Source organism: Vibrio limimangrovi, assembly GCF_054064025.1.
This window is the reverse complement of record NZ_JBSUGF010000007.1, coordinates 567,041-585,296: the sequence shown is the minus strand read 5'-3', so window position 1 is coordinate 585,296 and position 18,256 is coordinate 567,041. Positions and strand designations below refer to the sequence as shown.

Genomic DNA, 18,256 nt, shown 5'->3' with positions numbered 1-18,256 from the left:
TTGATGTGTTTCTCTTTGATCCATCTATTTACGCCAGTCACCCTGGCTTGGTATAACAACAGAAAGAAAAGAGAAATAGAGTTCATACAAAAAGGAAGCAGAGTGAAAATTTGTTTAGACAACGTAATTGCAAGGGGATGCACCTCGACCTTAGATATCCAACATTGGGAAATTGAAAGCGGGCACGCTTGGGGTATTTTTAGCGCCGAAGGAGATATTGGCTCTCTGCTTGGTGATCTACTTTGTGGTGAACTTAAGCCAACTGATGGCAATGTTGATCTTGGCGGATGGAAAGTGGCTCAAGTGTCTTTGTCTGAACAACAGCGACTTTTAGATCTTGAATTAGAAAAGGACGATACAGACTTTCTTGACCGAATTGACCACGGCAGTACCGTTTACTCGCTAATTTTTGAATGCTGCAAAGACGCAGAAATTACACAAAAGTTAATCGCAGACTTAGATCTTACCCACCTTGAGCAAAGTGGTTTTCGTGTGTTGTCTACGGGAGAAACCAGACGAGTAATGCTTGCTCGAGCTTTGGCAACACAACCTGACTTGGTCTTGTTAGACAATCCCTTCACCGGACTGGATGTGAGCCATCGAGCAGCATTGGCTGACTACTTACACACGCTATCTCAATCGTTGCAAATGCTGATTACCTTCTCTCGAGAATCCGATATGCCAGAGTGGATTGACCGTGTGGCTCTGTTTAACTCAGGTAAACTCGACAGTACCATGGATAAACAAAGCTGGGATCAACACCCAATCATTGAGCAAATCAAATCGCAGTCAGAGAAACAGAGCGAAGAAATGATGGCTCTGATACGTCAGCATCAGCACTCTACCCATTTCGAAAACCCGATCTTTGAGCTAAAAAATGGTCACGTAGAATACACTGAGAAACGAATTTTTACTGACTTAAACTGGCGTATCGATAAAGGCCAACATTGGCAGGTAAAAGGCCCTAACGGATGTGGCAAGAGTACGTTGCTTGGAATGATATTTGGCGATCACCCACAATGTTACAGCAATGACATTCATATTTTTGGTAAGAAACGTGGCTCCGGAGAAACTATCTGGGAAATAAAGCAGCACATTGGCATGGTGTCGTCTGCTCTGCACCTACAGTACCGTGTAAATTGTAGTGCGTTAGAAGTAATTTTGTCTGGATTCTATGACTCTATTGGTTTGTATCATCAACCAACCCGCAAAGAGATTGACGTCGCGAAAGAGTGGTTAGAAATCCTGCATATGAGCCAATACCAAAAAACGTCATTCCGACAATTAGAATATGGTCAGCAACGTTTACTACTGATCGCCCGCGCGATCGTTAAGCAACCAACCTTGCTGATTCTGGATGAACCCTATCAGGGCTTAGACTTCTTAGGAAGACGATTGGTCAAAAACACGTTAGAGCTCATTGCACGTGAAAACCTCAGTCAGCTCCTGTATGTCTCTCATTATCAGGAAGACCGTTTGGAGAGCATCAAAAACGATTTAGAGTTTGTTTTTGATCAGGACGTACAATGTTACCGAGCTCAAATTAACCAGTACTAGTTATCTTCGCAAAGTGTTTCCTTCTGATGAAGATCTCTTAGGGGATCGTCTCGCTCAAGCGTTTCGATTCCCTTGGCAGTCAACTTTACTATGAATTCATAGGCAAATTGGATAATCCCATTCAAAACAGATGCACTTATGCCTTGAATGAGAGCATTGCCCGATAGAGCGTTCGCTGTATTCACGCTTAGGACTCAGAAATGAGCAAAAAAACCAATCCTTTTATGGGAGACTTGCTCTTTCTCACTAAGTGAGAATTGAATTCAAAAATTATTTTTATTTTCTCAGCTATTAAGAATTATATTTGTCCTAATTCACCTAACAAGTTACAACATATCCATGACAACAAACAAAGCGAATGCTAACCAGGTAAACGAAAAGGCCCTGCAATTATTAATGAAAGTCGCAGTGAGCCCATTCCCAGTATCTGCGAAAACACTAAGCGAACAGTTAAACGTACCATTGAGCAGTCTTTATCGACATTTGAAACTGTTAAAAGAATGGAACCTGATTGAAGAAAGCGTTCACGATAAGACCTTTGTCGTCGGGCCAGCTGCGCTGCTTTTGATGCACAGCTACGAAAGTGCTCAGCACGGTCTTGATTTAGTAGAAACGATCTTATCTCGCTTGGTACAACAAACTGGTGAAATGGCAGCCTACATGGTTCCATCTGGTTATCGAGCTCTGTGTGTCAGACAAAAAGAAAGTATGCAGGCGCTACGGTGCAGCTTCGTCCAGGGTCAAAGTCAACCCCTGCTTCGTGGCGCCTCATCCAAGGTGATGCTGGCTTACATGCCTAAAAGTCGTTGTGACAAGATCTTACGCTACTTCAAGCAAGATCATAAACTTAATGACTGGGAACAAGAGTTCGCCACTATCCGTAAACAAGGATACGCCATCAGTACTTCCGAAATTGACCCTGGTGTTTCTGGTATCAGTGCACCTGTCATGAAAGGAAGTAAGCTCGTTGGCGCTGTTTCAGTGATGGCTCCAGCACACCGTGTCGAAAAGGACAAGCAGCGCATCGTTTTACACGTGTTGCAGGCGGCAAGGGCACTACCACCAGAAAGGTAATTCATCATGTTGAGCTTTTTCAAACGCTATAAATTTCATCACACAACAAAGGCACCAGTGCACCACTACCCTTTCTCATTTATGACAGTATGTGAGCACGTAGCTCCTATGTCGAAGGGCGCGTTTGAATTAGCGGATCAGAGCTTGGACAATGCCAGTGAATGGCTCTATCAGCAACATGACCAGACAACAGCCGCTGATTGCGGTCATTTTCCGCATACTAAGCTAGAGAATGGCGACTTTCAGGAAGCACTTAGTTTGTCTCTTTCTCGCCACTCTATTCCTGTGCTGGTCACTAATTGCACCGAAGCCATTTTGTCTATACTGCCTGTAGTTGTCTCCAGCCAAGATGAAGTCGGCATCGTGAGTATCGGTCATAAAATGCACTTGAAGCCGACTCTAGAACCACGGGTGGGCTCTGCGTTTCATTTCGCACTTTCCAGATACAACAACGTCCGCCTGTTTTTTGCTGGTGTAAACGAGCAAGATATCAAACAAGAAACATGGGAGTACGCTGAAGATCAAGGATGTGATTGGGTAACAGCGCGAGAATTGACTTTCCGCCACCGTAATGACGTCAAACAACAGGTCAGTAATTATCTGGATCACTGCGACCAAATAATTGTGTCGATTGACTTAGGTTCACTTGTTGCAAAAAACAATCTTGATGGTGACATGTCGCTAGATATTCAAATGGTATTAAGAACCATCAGACTGTGTTTAGTGTCTGGTAAGGTCAAAGCTATCCAGTTGGTTGGCGATCGCGATCGTTTGGTCTATTCAAGACAAACCAAAGCTATCATAGAAGAGCTATATCAAATCGCTCCACTGATTGATCACGCCGCTTAATTGCAAGTAAGTACGAGTAAATACCAATAAAAACGCCCTTCGTGAAGGGCGTTTTTGTTCCAATAAATATTGATATTATTTTGTCGTGCGACGTGCTTTCAAACGCTTAACCATTGCCAGGCGGCGTTCCGCAGAACCTTGGTCCGTTGCTGATTGATTTGGATTGTTACGGCGGCCTTGGCGGTTTTTAAACGCAGGTTTTGAGTTTAGCTTCTCAATGTATGATTCACGTTGTTTCGGCTCGTAGCCCGCAAGTTCAATACGACGGATACGTTGCTGAATTAAGTTTTCAACCTGAACCACAGTCAGTTCCTCATCGCGGTTTACAAAAGAAACAGCGTGACCCTGTTTTCCTGCACGACCAGTACGACCTATACGGTGAACGTAGTCTTCTGCCAAGAACGGCATATCGTAGTTCACTACATGTGGCAGATCTTCAATATCCAAACCACGAGCAGCAACGTCTGTCGCCACCATCACTCGAACTTTGCCTGTTTTGAACTCTTCAAGAGCGCGACGGCGAGCACTTTGCGCACGGTCACCGTGACAAACGACGGCTTTGATACCATCCAGTTTAAGCTCTTGAACAACATCATTTGCCGTTTCTTTGTAGTTCACGAACACCAGCACTTGCTTCCAGTTTTTGCGACCAATCAGTTCAGAAAGCAGTTCTGTTTTGCGCTCTTGATCAACTGGGTAAAGTACGTGAGCAACGGTTTGTGCGGTGGTATTTGCACGCTCTACTTCAATGCGTTTTGGCTTACGCAGAATGTCTTTCGCCAGTAGATTTAGCTGGCTAGAAGTTGTCGCAGAGAACATCATGATTTGAGGATCGGTGTCCACATCCAACATGATTTTACGCACGGCGTGAATAAAGCCCATATCGAGAATACGATCAGCTTCGTCAAAAACCAGAAACTCAAGGTTGGCAACTGACACATTGCCCTGTTCGATGTGTTCTTCCAAACGACCTGGTGTCGCCACAAGAATATCAACACCGTTTTCTAGTGCAGTCACTTGTGAAGACATTTTGCGACCACCAAAAACAGCAGCCACCGATAGATTAGTGTATTTAGTGTACGCCTTAATGTTGTCAGCAATTTGCTCTGCCAGTTCACGCGTAGGTGCCAGGATAAGTGCACGAGCCGTTTTACGCGACGCACTGCGATTGCTGTCCAGCAGCTGCTGAATCATAGGCAATGAGAACGCTGCAGTTTTACCAGTACCTGTCTGTGCTGTAGCGAAAATATCATGGCCTTTGCGAGCCATTGGAATCGCCTTCTGTTGAATTGGCGTTAACTTTTCATAACCGCATTCTGCCAGCGCTTTTACCACTTCTGGTGCAAAACCTTGAGATGAAAATGACATTGAGCGTATTCCTTAAACAAACCACTAAAAATAGCGTTAAAAATTCAGCCGTGCACTATACCCGAATTTAAGTGATTTATCTCACTTTTCTCTCTTTTTTCAGTTTTAGTCTCGCTTAGTAGCGAAAACGGCGAATCCTGACATGCAGACGATTCACCGTTTAGCCTCTATCTATTACAATTCAATGCCAGACAATTTTAACAAAATCTGTTCTAGGTCATCCCAAGGCAACAATTGAGAGTCAATGACTTCTAATCTCGACTCAAAGCCTTCAAGACTGATTTCATTAACTGAAACTACCGTATTGGCAACATTAAATGCGTAGCATCCACGGTCGGTATTTATTACCGCTTTAACTCGTTCCGCTGTTAGTGCCGAAAGCATGGAGAATAGCTGGTCAAAATCGAAGGTGTATTCAGCACCAAATAACCAGCCGCAGCTATAGTAGCCTTGCCCTCTATTCTCTTTACGGATAAACGCTTCACCAGGTGGCAACTGGAATTGAGGCTCTTGGTGAGCGTGATCATGATGATGCGATTCAATATGTGAAGAGGCGCAACCATGGATTCGTTCTATATCTAAGACTTCAAGTGGTAACTCACCATCATGGATCAACTTGCTAAACACTTTCGATGGAGACTGATCCGTAATCCAATCATTGAATACATCGATATCATGGCTAGAACACAGATCAACTTTGCTGCCTATGACAACATCCGCGCTGTCTAGTTGATCAATGAAGTTTTGATTAGACAGGTATTTTTCATTGCTTAGATTACGTGGATCCACCAAGGCAATTGTCGCCTTCAGATCAACGTATGGCAGATATTGTTCAGACGTCAGCGTCGCAATCACTTGTTTTGGATGGCCCAAACCTGTTGGCTCAATGAGCAAACGGTCTGGTTTTTGACGTAGCAACGCAGTAATGCCGACAGACATAGGTACCCCAGCAGTACAACACATACAACCACCAGGTACCTCTTTAATTAAGGCACCTTGCTCTGTCATCAAAGCGCCGTCAATGCCAATCTCACCAAACTCATTAACCAACACAGCCCAATTTTCGTTTTCAGGCTTATTCTTTAATAGATTTAAAATCGTCGTCGTTTTCCCCGCGCCCAAAAATCCCGTTAGTATGTTGGTAGGTACTCGATTTGACATGTTTTTCTCCGACGTTAGTGCTTTTATGCTATCGCAAAGTATACGGACATTGAGATGTGCTTCAATGCTTTTATCTACTGGAAGAGCTACACCTTACCCACGATTTGAAATAGAAAAAGCTTATTCAGTTAACGTAACTTCGACGCTCGAACAGAACCCAATATCAAGAGGTTTCAGCAAATCTGTCCACCAGTAACAACAATATCTGAATCATGGTTAATCGCCACTTGCGCGACCAATCTTAGTCCTTCCACTATAGTATCTAAGGCCATCGTTGGCTGATCACCCATAGGATTTTGTTCCGGTAACAGCGGAATATGCACAAAACCATGACGAACTGGCTTATCTTTGAGGTAGTGTTGTACGCCGTAAAACAGGTGATTGCATACAAACGTCCCTGCACTGTTAGAGACTTGGCAAGGAATACCTTGATCTTGCAGAGCTTGTACCACTCGTTTTATTGGCAACGTGGTGAAGTAAGCATCTGGCCCTTCTGCAACAATAGGTTCATCTATTGGTTGGTGACCACCATTGTCAGGTATTCGGAAATCATCAACGTTGATGGCAATGCGTTCTGTCGTTATCGCGGCGCGACCCGCTGCTTGCCCTACCGTTATCACGCAATCTGGCTGGTGCGTTTCTATGGCTTCTATCACTGCGTTAATAGAGTCATAACGGGTAACGGGAACATGACAAGTGACAATAATGCCACCATCGATAGCCACTTCTTCTAACCTCTTGACTGCTTCCAAAGCGGGATTGATGGTATCTCCACCAAATGGCTCGAAACCAGTAATCAGGATTTTTTTCATTTTAGTCTTCAATCAAACGGACGGAATATCCAAAAATTATTACACTCCCGTGTCGCCTCTCCAAACTTTAACTCACTGTAACCTGTTTATTTGTGGGTATTATGTGACACCATTCCAACCAGAGAATCTGTGACGATTGTTACGCGAACTATCAGGAACTTGGTTTCTCTACTTAACTTAGGTAGAGTACGTGCCACAAATAATCTGCACTTCGAAGAATTTGAATAAAATGAATATCGATAATCAAATCATTGAAACCATTGAAGAGCTGGAAACATTTCTCCGCCAGGTAGAAAGTGGCTCTCTTGGTATTGAGGGTGTAACCGGAATTGCTCTGGCCACAACCAACAGCGATGGTCGTCCGTTTATTGCTGTATTAGGCGAAAATCACCAGCTTTTGTTGGGACGTTGGGTTTCAAAACACGTTTACGACCACGGTAAAGATATCGTTCGCAACGGCCCGAGCCGCACCCACTAATACAAACCAAGTTCAAAAAGCTTGCTACGTTCAGCAAGCTTTTTTGCATCACACTCGTACTAATACACTAGTTCACAATGGCGATATCACGATTTAAGCAACTGATCACACTATAACGGATTGAATTTGGGTATAAATGCATTAAGACTCTCGTAAATACTAGGATGTACAAATGGAAAATTCGTTCAACTACTCGATGCCAAACAGTGATGGATTCTTCGGCGAATATGGTGGTAGTTTCGTTCCACCGGAACTAGAACAGATTATGCGCGACATAAACTCAGCGTATGAAGAATGCTGCAAAGATCCCGAGTTCAAAGTCGAATTGGCACGTCTTTACAAACACTTTGTTGGCCGACCTAGTCCGATTTTCCATGCTGAGAACTTATCCAAAAAATACGGTGCTGATATCTATCTGAAGCGCGAAGATCTCAATCACACTGGCGCTCATAAAATCAACCACTGTCTGGGCGAAGCGATTCTCGCCAAAAAGATGGGCAAAAAGAAATTGATTGCCGAAACTGGTGCAGGTCAACACGGTGTGGCGTTAGCTACCGCAGCAGCACTTGTCGGTCTTGAATGCGATATTTATATGGGTGAAGTCGACATTGCTAAAGAGCACCCAAACGTGGTTCGTATGAGAATCCTTGGTGCCAATGTCATTCCTGCCACTCATGGGCGTAAAACGCTGAAAGAAGCGGTAGATGCTGCGTTTGAAGCGTATTTAAAAGATCCAGAAACCCAACTATACGCCATTGGCTCTGTGGTTGGCCCTCACCCATTCCCGAAAATGGTACGAGACTTCCAATCTATTATTGGTAACGAAGCGCGAGTTCAGTTTAAAGAGATGACGGGTAAATTGCCGGATAATCTCGTCGCTTGTGTCGGTGGCGGCTCAAATGCTATGGGTCTATTTAGCGCATTTTTAGAAGACGATCAGGTTGCGATTCACGGTGTTGAGCCAGCAGGCCGTTCTCTGGATAAAGTAGGCGAGCATGCGGCAACCTTGAGCCTGGGTGAACCCGGCATCATGCATGGTTTTAAATCTTACATGCTCAAAGATGAGCAAGGTGAACCTCAAGAAGTCTATTCAGTGGCGAGCGGTCTGGACTATCCGTCTGTTGGCCCTCAGCACAGTTACCTAAAGGATATCGGACGCGTAAATTACGGTTCGATCAATGACGACGAAGCAATAGATGCGTTCTTTGAGCTTTCACGAGAGGAAGGCATTATCCCTGCGATTGAGTCTTCTCACGCAGTGGCATACGCGATAAAACTTGCGAAAGAAGGCGAAACGGGTTCGATTCTTATCAACCTTTCTGGTCGCGGTGACAAAGATATCGATTTTGTTGTCGAAAATTACGGTGCGAAATACGGGATTGAATCACTGATCTAAGCATTAGATTGCTAATTTAAAGCCACCTACAAAATAGGTGGCTTTGCTGTATTTGGGAACCTGTTTTTGCTCTATTCAGGCTTACATTCGCTTGAGCGGCTTTACGACACTGTCTAAGCCTTCGATTTTCAAAGCTAAACACAACTTGAGTAGATCTCCCAACTCACCGCTAGGCCATCCTTTTTTATCAAACCACAGCAAATACTCCTCAGGTAAGTCAATCAGAACTCTCCCTGCGTATTTGCCAAAAGGCATTTGCATTCTTGCCAGTTTTATCAGGTTTTCTTTTTCTAACATAAGTTGGATTGCGGTTAAGGTATTTCGCCTAAGAGTATCATCGGCGTGATCTCCCGACCAGTTTCACTTTGCTTTATGCTAAAGTAAGCGCCATTCAAAATGAGAACGAGAAAGTAATGAAATCACCTTGTCGCGCTGCCTGCAAAAACAATGGCGGCATCTGTTCCGGTTGCCACAGAACAATAGAAGAAATCATCCAATGGAAAGATAAGACGGAGGAGCAGAGGGATAGCCTGATCGATCAAATATCGGGTGGTGATTCTACTCATTCGTGCCCCGAATGCGGCACTCAGGCACACTGTGATATCGCAGCGGGAAAAGAAACCTGTTGGTGTTTCGACGTAGAGAGCAGAGATTTACCAAAACCTAAACAAGGTCAGTTATGCCTGTGCCGTAAGTGTCTGGAGAAAAAGCCAGTCGCTTAAACGGCTGGCTCTATGTATATAATTATTTTGCTACAAGAGCTGATGACTCAAACTTCACACCATCCCATCCGCTCACCATAAAGTTACGAATGTTCTGATGATCATCTTTTTCTGGGTGTTGGAGAACATCTTGACGGTAAAAACGGCCAAAACAAGCAAGTGTTGCTTCCTTATCCAGATTATTCAACAAGCCAAATGCAAAGATCTTGCATGAGCCATTGTTCTGTCCAGCTGCGTTTTCTGTCTCGCCATTTGTAAACGCAGTCGGTGTGAATTCGTAATTCGCTTCAATCACCGCGATCGTCGATTCAAATTCAATTTGTTCTGGTGTCGACGCTACTGCATCCAAAAATTGTTGTAGTTCCATTTTCAATCCAAATTGTTATGCCATCATGCCAATGACATATTTGTTTTAATAAAAAGCCAATATAAAAGTCATTAATCATACATATATTCATAACCTTACCAAAACACACGTTGATCAATGCTCCAAAATAATTCAACTACAAAAGTGAATATTTATTACATAGCTATGCATTGAACGACATTGTACCGGATTGATAAGGATAAATCATGATCACCCCATTCAAGGCTGTAGGTGTATTAGCACTTTCATCACTCGCGATTGCATGTTCTTCAACACCTGACGACACGTTAGCTTCCTTTGGAGTACAGTGTAAAAGTACCATTGAACCCGTTACAGGCGAAACCTCTGTTCACGGTTTGACGTTTATGGGGACGTCTATTGCAGATGCTCCATTCGGTACTTCAGCAGCAGAAATTGTCAGCTACGACGCTTGTAGCGACCGACTTTATGTCGTTAACGCACAGGCGAAACGCATCGATGTCTTATCCATGGATGAAAAGGGAATCCCTACACAAACCGCATTCATTGACTTGAACAGTGCCGGAAACGCAGCATCAATTGATATTGGAGCGGCAAACAGCGTTGCTGTGTCCAAGGGCTTAGTTGCGGTGGCAATTGAGAATAGCAACAAGACGGACAACGGCATCATCGCGCTTTACCGTTCAGATGACCTCTCTCTGATTACAACCTTCCCGACTGGTGCGCTACCAGATATGGCCGGCTTTTCTAAAGATGGCCGTTACATTGCGACTGCCAACGAAGGTGAGCCAAATGGTGATTACAGCGTAGACCCGGAAGGTAGCGTGACGTTAGTGGATTTGAGCCAAAGCGTGACCAACGCCGAAGTCACACAAATCGGTTTTGGTGATTTTGATAATGCGCGTGCTAATGAGCTACCTGCAAACGTGCGCATTTCCGGACCAAACGCTAGCGTCGCTCAAGATCTGGAACCCGAATACTTGACCTTTGCTGACAACGGCAAGATTTATGTGGCATTACAAGAAAATAACGCCATGGCTATCATCAACCCAGAAAATAAATCCGTAGAAAAAATCGTCGGGTTAGGTGAGAAATCATGGTCAGAAGCTAAGCTGGATGCGTCCGACAAAGACAAGATCGTCGGTAATTTCAAAAGCTACCCGCAACTGGTTGGATTGTACATGCCAGATACGCTCGACAGTTACTCCGTGAATGGTAACACCTACATTGTTTCAGCCAATGAGGGCGATGGACGAGAGTATGGTTTCAAAACCACTCAGGACCGTTGTGATCGGGCGAATTTCAAGTGGGATGAAGATGACTACCAAGGCACAGATGCCTACACCAGCAAAGAAGGCACGTGCTTGAGTCACTTGGATGAAGTTCGTGGCAAAAAACTAAAAGTAGCAGACGATCACCCGCTTGCTCCTGCACTGAAAGATGAGCAGCTGTTGGGCCGTTTAAAAATCATCAAACCGGCGACGACCCTATCTGTAAGCGACAATGTTCAGGCTTTTGGTGCCCGATCTTTTTCTATCTGGGATGAGAACGGTGAACTTGTTTTCGACAGCGGTGATGACTTTGAAACCATCGCTTTGATTAATGAAGGAAAAAACTTCAACAGCACTAACGACAGTAATGACAGCGGTGACAATCGAAGTGACGATAAAGGCATTGAGCCCGAAGCTATAGAAGTTGCACAAATCAACGGTCGCCACTATGCATTCATAGGACTTGAACGCCAAGGTGGCATCATGGTTTACGATATTACTCAGCCGAAGCAAGCGGTTTTCCTTCACTACGTTAACCACCGCAACTACGACCAGCCAGTGTGCACACAAGTTGAAGACAGTGAATGCGCTAACGATACCTACAATCCGTTAGCTGGTGATCTAGCTCCTGAGTCAATTAACTATTTCACCCGCAACGGTAGCCACTTTATTGCCGTAGGTAATGAAGTATCGGGCACTACCTCTGTGTATCGTATTGAGCTTTAACCTTCTATGTTGCTCTAACAACAACGCCCGAACTTTTGCTCGGGCGTTTTCGTATCAAACGATTAGTATCATCACTCAGAGATAGCCAACGCGTCACATTTGGAGGCGCAGATAAAATCGTTCTTGTGTAACCCTTTAATTGAGTGACTCCACCACGTCACCGTCACTTTGCCCCACTCGAGCAGAATGGACGGATGATGGAACTCGTCTTCTGCCAACTCAGCAATTTTATTACTGAACGCCCAAGCCTGCTTGAAGTTCTTAAATTTATACACTTTCTCTAACTGAGGAATCACCTCTCTCTCGATGATCTGCCAATCAGATAACTGCAAAAGTAGTGACTGTTGCTCTTCCTTACTAAGTGCAATGGCATCGAAACTACAAGCTTCGCATTTTTGTTCATTCAACATGTGCAGGTTCCTTTGGTTCAAATAACGGTGGAAGCAATCCAGCCTCAATAGCCATATCGGCTTGCTCCAATAAATTTAACTGGCTGATTTGGTAAAGCTGTGAAAAGTCATCAATGACGTAATATTTGGGTTGCATAATGTCGATGCGGTAAGGCGTTCGCAGGACGGTTTGTAAATCGAATGCTTCGCGAATCGCGATATCATTTTCCAACGCATAGATGGTTTCACCCGGAGACGAAAGAATGCCGCCTCCGTAAATCTTGGTTGTGTTGCCTTCTTTTACTAATCCAAACTCGACAGTAAACCAGTACAAACGAGCGAGATAGGCGCGTTGTTTAGGCGTCGCAGCTTGCCCTAACTGCCCATAATGCTCCGTAAACGCAGCAAAATCAGAGTTAGTTAGCATCGCACAGTGCCCAAATATTTCGTGGAAAAAGTCTGGTTCTTGTAAGTAATCAAACTCTTCTCGGCTACGAAGAAAAGTGGCAACAGGAAAACGTTTACTACCTAACAGATCAAAAAATCGGTCGAAATCGATCAATGCGGGGACTGGCTCTACCTGCCAACCCGTCCTTTCCTTCAGGACTCGGTTAATCTCAGGCAGTTGCGGAACACGATCGTGCGGCAAATCCAGCAACGACAATCCATGTAAGTACGCCTGACACGCACGATCTTGGATAACACTCATTTGTCTCGTCACTAAATCTCGCCAAATAGCATCTTCTTCGATGCTCCATTCCACCCTTCCATCCTGATCAACGGGTTTAGAATGATACTGAGTCATGGCCATTCTCCATTAACAAATCCTTTACATTAAGCCTATCCATACTCGTTCGTGGTTCCAATCCCCCAGCGATTTTCGCTCACTTAATTTGGTGTAACAAATTGTTTACAATAATACGTAACAGATTGATATTGCTAATATCAAACACTTAAACTCAAGTTTGACATTATTACGGAAACCTTTCAGACTTAACTTGTTATCACTTTGTTATAGAAGGAACCTATGAGCGAGCAAAACAAAGTATGGCAACCGAGCGAGAATCGTATCAAGGAAGCCAACATTACCCAGTTTATCGAACACATAAACAGGCAAGGAAATGACATCGAAAATTTTGCCAATCTGCATCAGTGGTCTTTGGAAAATACCGAGCAATTTTGGCAAGAAGTCTGGTTATTTTGTGACGTGATTGGGAACCCCGGAGAAACGGTTAAACATCAGTCTGAAAGCAAATGGCAACAACCCGTTCCTAATCGTGACACGCTTTGGTTCCCTGACGCCCACGTCAATTATGCGGAAAACTTGCTCAGCTTCGCCTATCACAACCCTGATGATCTTGCGATTTGGTTCGAAAATGAAAGAGAAGAGCGACAGACCTACACATGGCGACAGTTATGTGACGAAGTTTCCAGTGTTCAACAGTGGCTAAGAGAATGTGGCATCAAGCAAGGTGATGTGGTCGCAGGTTACCTCCCTTATCTGCCTCAAACCGTCGTTGCTATGCTGGCGACAACCAGTCTGGGAGCAACATGGACGTCGACTTCTCCAGATTTTGGTGTAGAGAGCGTTTTGGAACGATTTGGCCAGGTAAAACCCAAAATCCTCTTTACCTGCGACGGGTACACATTTAACGGCAAAGTATTCGATATGGCGGACAAGAACCAGCACATAGCGGATCATCTCGATGGATTAAAACAAGTTTGTCAAATCAGTTATCTGAAACCACACGTCTTTGAATGTGACGTTTGCACCCAAGACTGGCAAAACGTGCTAAATCAGTATGCTCCGGAACCACTCACTTATATACGCGTCAACTTCAATGACCCTCTATTCGTCCTCTACTCGTCCGGAACCACCGGAAAACCTAAATGCATAGTGCATTCTGTTGGTGGAACAATACTCAACCACGTCAAAGAGCATCAGTTGCATTGCGATATTCAGCCAAATGACCGAGTATTTTATTACACTACGTGCGGCTGGATGATGTGGAACTGGCACGTGTCCACATTAGCAAGTGGTGCTTGCCTGGTCATCTTTGACGGCAGTCCAATGTATCCGTCACATAAGGTGCTTTGGAACCTAGCGAACAACGCAGACGTATCACTATTCGGTACATCCGCAAAATACCTCGAAGCGATAGAGAAAGCCGGGTACTCACCGAAAGAAAACGATCCATTACCATCGCTAAAAACCATCTGCTCAACGGGTTCTGTCCTCTACCCTGAACAATTTGATTATGTCTATCAGCATCTGAAAGAAGATGTTCATCTGGCTTCCATTTCTGGCGGTACAGATATCTGTGGCTGTTTTGTGTTAGGCAATCCGATATCTCCCGTTTACCGTGGAGAATGTCAGTGCGCCGGACTAGGCGTTGATGCGAGAGTCTTTAATCCACAAGGCCATGAAGTCTTGGGCGAACGAGGCGAGTTAGTCTGCACCAATTCAATTCCTAACTTCCCTGCCAAATTCTGGAATGATACAGGAGAACGTTACCACAGTGCCTATTGGGATAAGTTCGATAATGTGTGGCACCACGGTGACGATGTAGAATTAAACCCATCGACTGGCGGCTACCTCTTTTATGGGAGAAGTGACACCACCTTGAATCCGGGAGGCGTAAGGATAGGCACCGCTGAGATTTACCAGCAAGTAAACGCTATTGAAGGCATTGTGGACTCAATAGCCGTAGGGAAAGAAGTCGATCGTAACGAACAGATTTGGCTGTTTGTTCAACTTGCAAGTAGCGATAAGTTGAATGATGACATGGTGGCGAAAATCAAAGCTCAGCTCAAATCCGCCTGTTCAGCACGACACGTTCCAAGTGAAATCTTTGCTATCAGTGATATTCCGAAAACAAGATCAGGCAAGTTAGTTGAGCTCGCGGTCAAGCAAGTAATCAATGGCAGAGAGATAGATAATATCGGTGCCATTGCCAACGCGCAGGTTTTAGATGAAATTAAAACGCTTATTTCTGCCTAAGCAGGTTAAGCACCAGGGTAATAACCAATAAAAAGCGAGCCTTTGAGCTCGCTTGTTTTCTTGTGTTTTAAATTGGTCTTAACGGCGACCAGAGCCCATCAATACCGACAGATTTTGTCCATCTGATGTGATATCAAAAACAGACTTCACTTCAACATCGGTAAAACCGGCTGTGATTAGCGCGTCTGCAGATTTCGCTAACGTAACGCCTTCTTGTGCTGCGTCAGATACAAAATCAAAATGTACAAAGTAACCGCCGTGGTTGAGCACTGAGTGCGAAATATTCAATGCTGTATCAATATCATCAACAAAAGCTAAAACTGAAGATGCAACCACTAAATCAAACTGTCCACGAAATGCTGGATGTTGTGCAACAAGTCCACGAGACAATGTATCAACGACAGGTTCAACGTTAGTCAGTTCTTTTTTGTCTAACTCTTCTATCATCTCTTCAGAAGAGTCTAGTGCCACGATATCTTTTACGATTGGTGACAATAACTGACTTAATTGCCCTGTTCCGCATCCAAAATCTAATACTTTAATGCCATCAAGCTGAGTTAACTGTTGTAGCTGTTCAAACACTGACTGAGCAAATTGCTTTGTTGCGGGATTTGATTCCCAATTCTTTGCTAAGCCGTCCCAATCTTGTGCCATCGTGGCCTCCATGTTCACTTCTTATCTCTCACATCTCACCATGTGACGCCAAAACTGTTCTAGTTAAGGTGAAGAGGATTTAGTTTAGTTATCTAACTGCAATCCCGTTCAAACTGTATAAAACACTTTGGGCGTGACACCCCAAGAAGCTTCCTTCAGATAACATCAATTGCGCGCAGATGCCGCAATAATAGGCTTATTATGATAACCAAGTCACACTACAACCTGAACTCTTAATAACCGATTACGACACAGTGCAAAAATAAATTCGACTGGTCAACATTTTCTCGGTATAGGGTACCCCAAAACCACAAAAAGACCATAGACTTATCTGGCGAAATCACATTTTTTTCGTTAGTCTTTCACCGCATCAGGAATAGCTATGTACCTTATTTTCGCTAATTTAAAATTACTTTTCGGTCGTTTCAAATCATGAACTTAACGCAAGTAGAAGCCTTCTGTACTATCGCTGATTGTGGATCCGTATCTGAAGCCGCGCGGCAGTTGGACTGTAACCGAACCAAACTCAGCATGTCGATTAAAGCCTTGGAAAAAGAGCTCGATGTCGAGTTATTTATTCGAACAGGCAATCAACTTACGCCGTCAGAAGCGGGTAAGGCTATTTATAAAGATTGTGAAAACCTGTTAGTTATCGCGCAACGTATCCGAAAGACCTGCGGTCAAATTTCGGTTGGCTTCAACGCAGAGGTTTGGATTGCACGTGATGACTCACTACCTGACGATCTCTGGCAAGAACTTTCGCACACATTAAACAACCGATTCCCGTCGACCACCTTTAACTTGATCCTCGCCTCCAGTGGTGACCTGGCAAGCTTGGTTAGCACTCATCAGGTAGACTTCGCTTTTGGTGTCGATTATGAGCGCGTGAACGATCCGCATATCGTCTATAACCCTCTGGGAAAAATACGAATGATGTCGGTGTGCAACACAGAACATCGACTAAGCAAAATGCGTCGTGTTTCTGACGAAGATTTACGCAGTCAGATGCAAGCGCTGATGGTTTATTTAAATGAGAAAGATAACCCTGAATTGCAACCGTTCTCGACCAGGTACATTGGGTTTTCTAGCTTCGACTACATGCTGAGCACTATTTTGGAAGAAGACGCATGGGGAGTGTTACCAGAGCCTCTGATCCGCCACTACCTCCGCCAACAAAAGCTAGCGGTCATCAAACACACCTATGGATTAACACAAGAAGACTACTGTATGTTTTCTCCAAACGGTCAAATTGAGCACCCGGCAATCACCTGGCTAGAAGACAAACTAAGTGAATACTTGTTTGACTTCTAAACACCTCACAGTGAGCGTCAATTTTAATGACACCAAAATTACAGGTTAACTAATTGATTTAATTAAAATAAAAATAAAACCCCTAAAAAACAAATTGTAATTATTCAAATTGCAGTTGCCTAAATAACCTTGTAGACAAAGAATATAGAGGTATAAAAACTACAAGGTATCAATCATGTGTGTCAGGACAAGCAGAAGCGAAAACCAAATTCTAGCCATATCAGCCCTTTTAGCATCTGGGTTTGCTGCTGGTGGGATCGTGCTTGGGCTGCTCGTTGGATCAATTGTTATCGTTTTTGATGGTGTTTACTCATCAGTCAGCCTACTGCTAACATTATTGTCACTGGCTGCTTCGTACTACATTAATAAACCATCAAATTCTGTATTTCCGTTTGGTAAAGCAGTATTAGAGCCTATCGTTATTGCGATCAAGGCAACAGTTATTCTCATCGTGGTGCTATTTTCTCTTTACTCTGCGATTTCTTCATTAATGTCAGGTGGTCGTGAAGTCGATGCATCTGTTGCCACAATCTTTGGTGCAGTAAACATTTTAGGCTGTGCTTACGCATGGTGGTTTATGGCTAAAATAAGCCGTCGCTCAACATCTGGACTTATCGAAGCAGAGACGAAGCAATGGCAAATGGATACAATGTTGAGTGTGGCCGTGACTGTAGGGTTTGTAGCGGCTTGGTTGGTCTCTTTATCACCGTTTGCGGAATACGCTAGCTACGCTGACCCAATAATGATGATTTTAATGGGCTTCTACTTTTTAAAAGTGCCGTTTGATATGCTATGTGGTGCACTACGCGAACTACTCATGATGGCACCAAGCAAAGAGCTATGCCAGGTGGTCGGAAACGACGTACTGGAGATAGGAAAAGTGTCAGACCACCAGCTAAAAGTTGCAGGTATTACTAAGGTTGGACAAGAGTTGCGAGTCAACATCGATCTTCATGTGGATGATGATACGCTTGAGTTAGAAACGCTAGAGCAGACACGTAAGCAGCTAACAACACGCTTGTCGAAACATAGATTCAAACTTCAGCTTCAGCTAAACGTTGCGCATTTCTAGATTATCGAACATCAGTAAAAAGCTCCCAAACCAGGGAGCTTTTTTTGTTTAGCGTAGTAACTGAAAAGG

18 protein-coding genes are annotated in these 18,256 nt (G+C 44.0%); 10 read left to right on the top strand and 8 right to left on the bottom strand.

The features are described 5' to 3' along the window. Positions 1 to 102: 102 nt before the first annotated feature. From modF to ACWYU8_RS10325, 3 genes are all read left to right on the top strand, one after another. Complete coding sequence (modF, locus tag ACWYU8_RS10335) at positions 103 to 1,557, top strand: molybdate ABC transporter ATP-binding protein ModF (protein WP_457519480.1); 1,455 nt, start codon at positions 103 to 105, stop codon at positions 1,555 to 1,557. A gap of 339 nt (positions 1,558 to 1,896) precedes the next feature. Further along, a complete protein-coding gene (locus tag ACWYU8_RS10330) occupies positions 1,897 to 2,631 on the top strand; it encodes an IclR family transcriptional regulator (protein ID WP_457519479.1) in 735 nt (244 codons plus the stop codon). Positions 2,632 to 2,637: 6 nt separating this feature from the next. Next, on the top strand, positions 2,638 to 3,480 hold the full coding sequence (locus ACWYU8_RS10325; RefSeq protein WP_457519478.1) for an arginase: 843 nt from the start codon (positions 2,638 to 2,640) through the stop codon (positions 3,478 to 3,480). 75 nt (positions 3,481 to 3,555) lie between these two features. Here ACWYU8_RS10325 and ACWYU8_RS10320 read toward each other — a convergent pair whose 3' ends face one another. The 3 genes from ACWYU8_RS10320 to pcp form a co-directional block, all read right to left on the bottom strand. After that, positions 3,556 to 4,848 carry a DEAD/DEAH box helicase gene (locus tag ACWYU8_RS10320; protein WP_457519477.1) on the bottom strand — a complete coding sequence of 431 codons (1,293 nt, stop codon included), beginning with the start codon at positions 4,846 to 4,848 and terminating at the stop codon, positions 3,556 to 3,558. Positions 4,849 to 5,022: 174 nt separating this feature from the next. Then, entirely contained in the window at positions 5,023 to 6,009 is a 987-nt protein-coding gene (locus ACWYU8_RS10315; RefSeq protein ID WP_457519476.1) for a CobW family GTP-binding protein, read from the bottom strand. Positions 6,010 to 6,182: 173 nt separating this feature from the next. Continuing rightward, positions 6,183 to 6,821 (bottom strand): pyroglutamyl-peptidase I, encoded by a 639-nt coding sequence (gene pcp, locus ACWYU8_RS10310; RefSeq protein WP_457519475.1) that lies wholly within the window; start codon positions 6,819 to 6,821, stop codon positions 6,183 to 6,185. 229 nt (positions 6,822 to 7,050) lie between these two features. Here pcp and ACWYU8_RS10305 point away from each other — a divergent pair, with 229 nt between their 5' ends. Continuing rightward, a complete protein-coding gene (locus ACWYU8_RS10305) occupies positions 7,051 to 7,299 on the top strand; it encodes a hypothetical protein (RefSeq protein WP_457519474.1) in 249 nt (82 codons plus the stop codon). Between the two features lie 196 nt (positions 7,300 to 7,495). Further along, positions 7,496 to 8,695 carry a tryptophan synthase subunit beta gene (gene trpB, locus ACWYU8_RS10300; protein ID WP_457519573.1) on the top strand — a complete coding sequence of 400 codons (1,200 nt, stop codon included), beginning with the start codon at positions 7,496 to 7,498 and terminating at the stop codon, positions 8,693 to 8,695. Between the two features lie 81 nt (positions 8,696 to 8,776). Here the strand turns inward: trpB and ACWYU8_RS10295 are convergent, their stop codons facing one another. Beyond that, positions 8,777 to 8,992 (bottom strand): DUF3820 family protein, encoded by a 216-nt coding sequence (locus tag ACWYU8_RS10295; protein WP_005375557.1) that lies wholly within the window; start codon positions 8,990 to 8,992, stop codon positions 8,777 to 8,779. A 116-nt stretch (positions 8,993 to 9,108) separates the two neighbouring features. Between ACWYU8_RS10295 and ACWYU8_RS10290 the strand changes: the two genes are divergently transcribed. Next, on the top strand, positions 9,109 to 9,417 hold the full coding sequence (locus ACWYU8_RS10290) for a cysteine-rich CWC family protein (protein ID WP_457519473.1): 309 nt from the start codon (positions 9,109 to 9,111) through the stop codon (positions 9,415 to 9,417). A gap of 22 nt (positions 9,418 to 9,439) precedes the next feature. On the opposite strand, the gene ACWYU8_RS10285 is transcribed toward ACWYU8_RS10290, so the two are convergent. Continuing rightward, the gene (locus ACWYU8_RS10285; RefSeq protein WP_457519472.1) at positions 9,440 to 9,784 is read right to left on the bottom strand and encodes a HopJ type III effector protein; all 345 of its coding nucleotides are present in this window, start codon (positions 9,782 to 9,784) and stop codon (positions 9,440 to 9,442) included. Positions 9,785 to 9,990: 206 nt separating this feature from the next. Here ACWYU8_RS10285 and ACWYU8_RS10280 point away from each other — a divergent pair, with 206 nt between their 5' ends. Beyond that, entirely contained in the window at positions 9,991 to 11,760 is a 1,770-nt protein-coding gene (locus tag ACWYU8_RS10280) for a choice-of-anchor I family protein (protein ID WP_457519471.1), read from the top strand. A 71-nt stretch (positions 11,761 to 11,831) separates the two neighbouring features. Here the strand turns inward: ACWYU8_RS10280 and ACWYU8_RS10275 are convergent, their stop codons facing one another. Together ACWYU8_RS10275 and phhA are read right to left on the bottom strand one after the other, a co-directional pair. Then, a complete protein-coding gene (locus ACWYU8_RS10275) occupies positions 11,832 to 12,170 on the bottom strand; it encodes a 4a-hydroxytetrahydrobiopterin dehydratase (protein ID WP_457519470.1) in 339 nt (112 codons plus the stop codon). Then, the gene (gene phhA, locus ACWYU8_RS10270) at positions 12,160 to 12,954 is read right to left on the bottom strand and encodes a phenylalanine 4-monooxygenase (RefSeq protein WP_457519469.1); all 795 of its coding nucleotides are present in this window, start codon (positions 12,952 to 12,954) and stop codon (positions 12,160 to 12,162) included. Before phhA ends, ACWYU8_RS10275 begins: the two co-directional genes overlap by 11 nt. 222 nt (positions 12,955 to 13,176) lie before the next feature. Between phhA and ACWYU8_RS10265 the strand changes: the two genes are divergently transcribed. Further along, positions 13,177 to 15,150 (top strand): acetoacetate--CoA ligase, encoded by a 1,974-nt coding sequence (locus tag ACWYU8_RS10265; protein WP_457519468.1) that lies wholly within the window; start codon positions 13,177 to 13,179, stop codon positions 15,148 to 15,150. A gap of 78 nt (positions 15,151 to 15,228) precedes the next feature. Here ACWYU8_RS10265 and ACWYU8_RS10260 read toward each other — a convergent pair whose 3' ends face one another. Then, positions 15,229 to 15,804, bottom strand: coding sequence for a class I SAM-dependent DNA methyltransferase (locus ACWYU8_RS10260; RefSeq protein ID WP_457519467.1), 576 nt, complete (start codon positions 15,802 to 15,804; stop codon positions 15,229 to 15,231). 432 nt (positions 15,805 to 16,236) lie between these two features. On the opposite strand from ACWYU8_RS10260, the gene ACWYU8_RS10255 reads away from it, so the two are divergent. Continuing rightward, positions 16,237 to 17,115, top strand: a complete 879-nt coding sequence (locus tag ACWYU8_RS10255; RefSeq protein WP_457519466.1) for a LysR family transcriptional regulator — start codon at positions 16,237 to 16,239, stop codon at positions 17,113 to 17,115. 175 nt (positions 17,116 to 17,290) lie between these two features. Beyond that, positions 17,291 to 18,187: a cation diffusion facilitator family transporter gene (locus tag ACWYU8_RS10250; RefSeq protein WP_457519465.1), complete on the top strand. Its 897-nt coding sequence runs from the start codon at positions 17,291 to 17,293 to the stop codon at positions 18,185 to 18,187. The last annotated feature ends 69 nt before the right edge of the window (positions 18,188 to 18,256 follow it).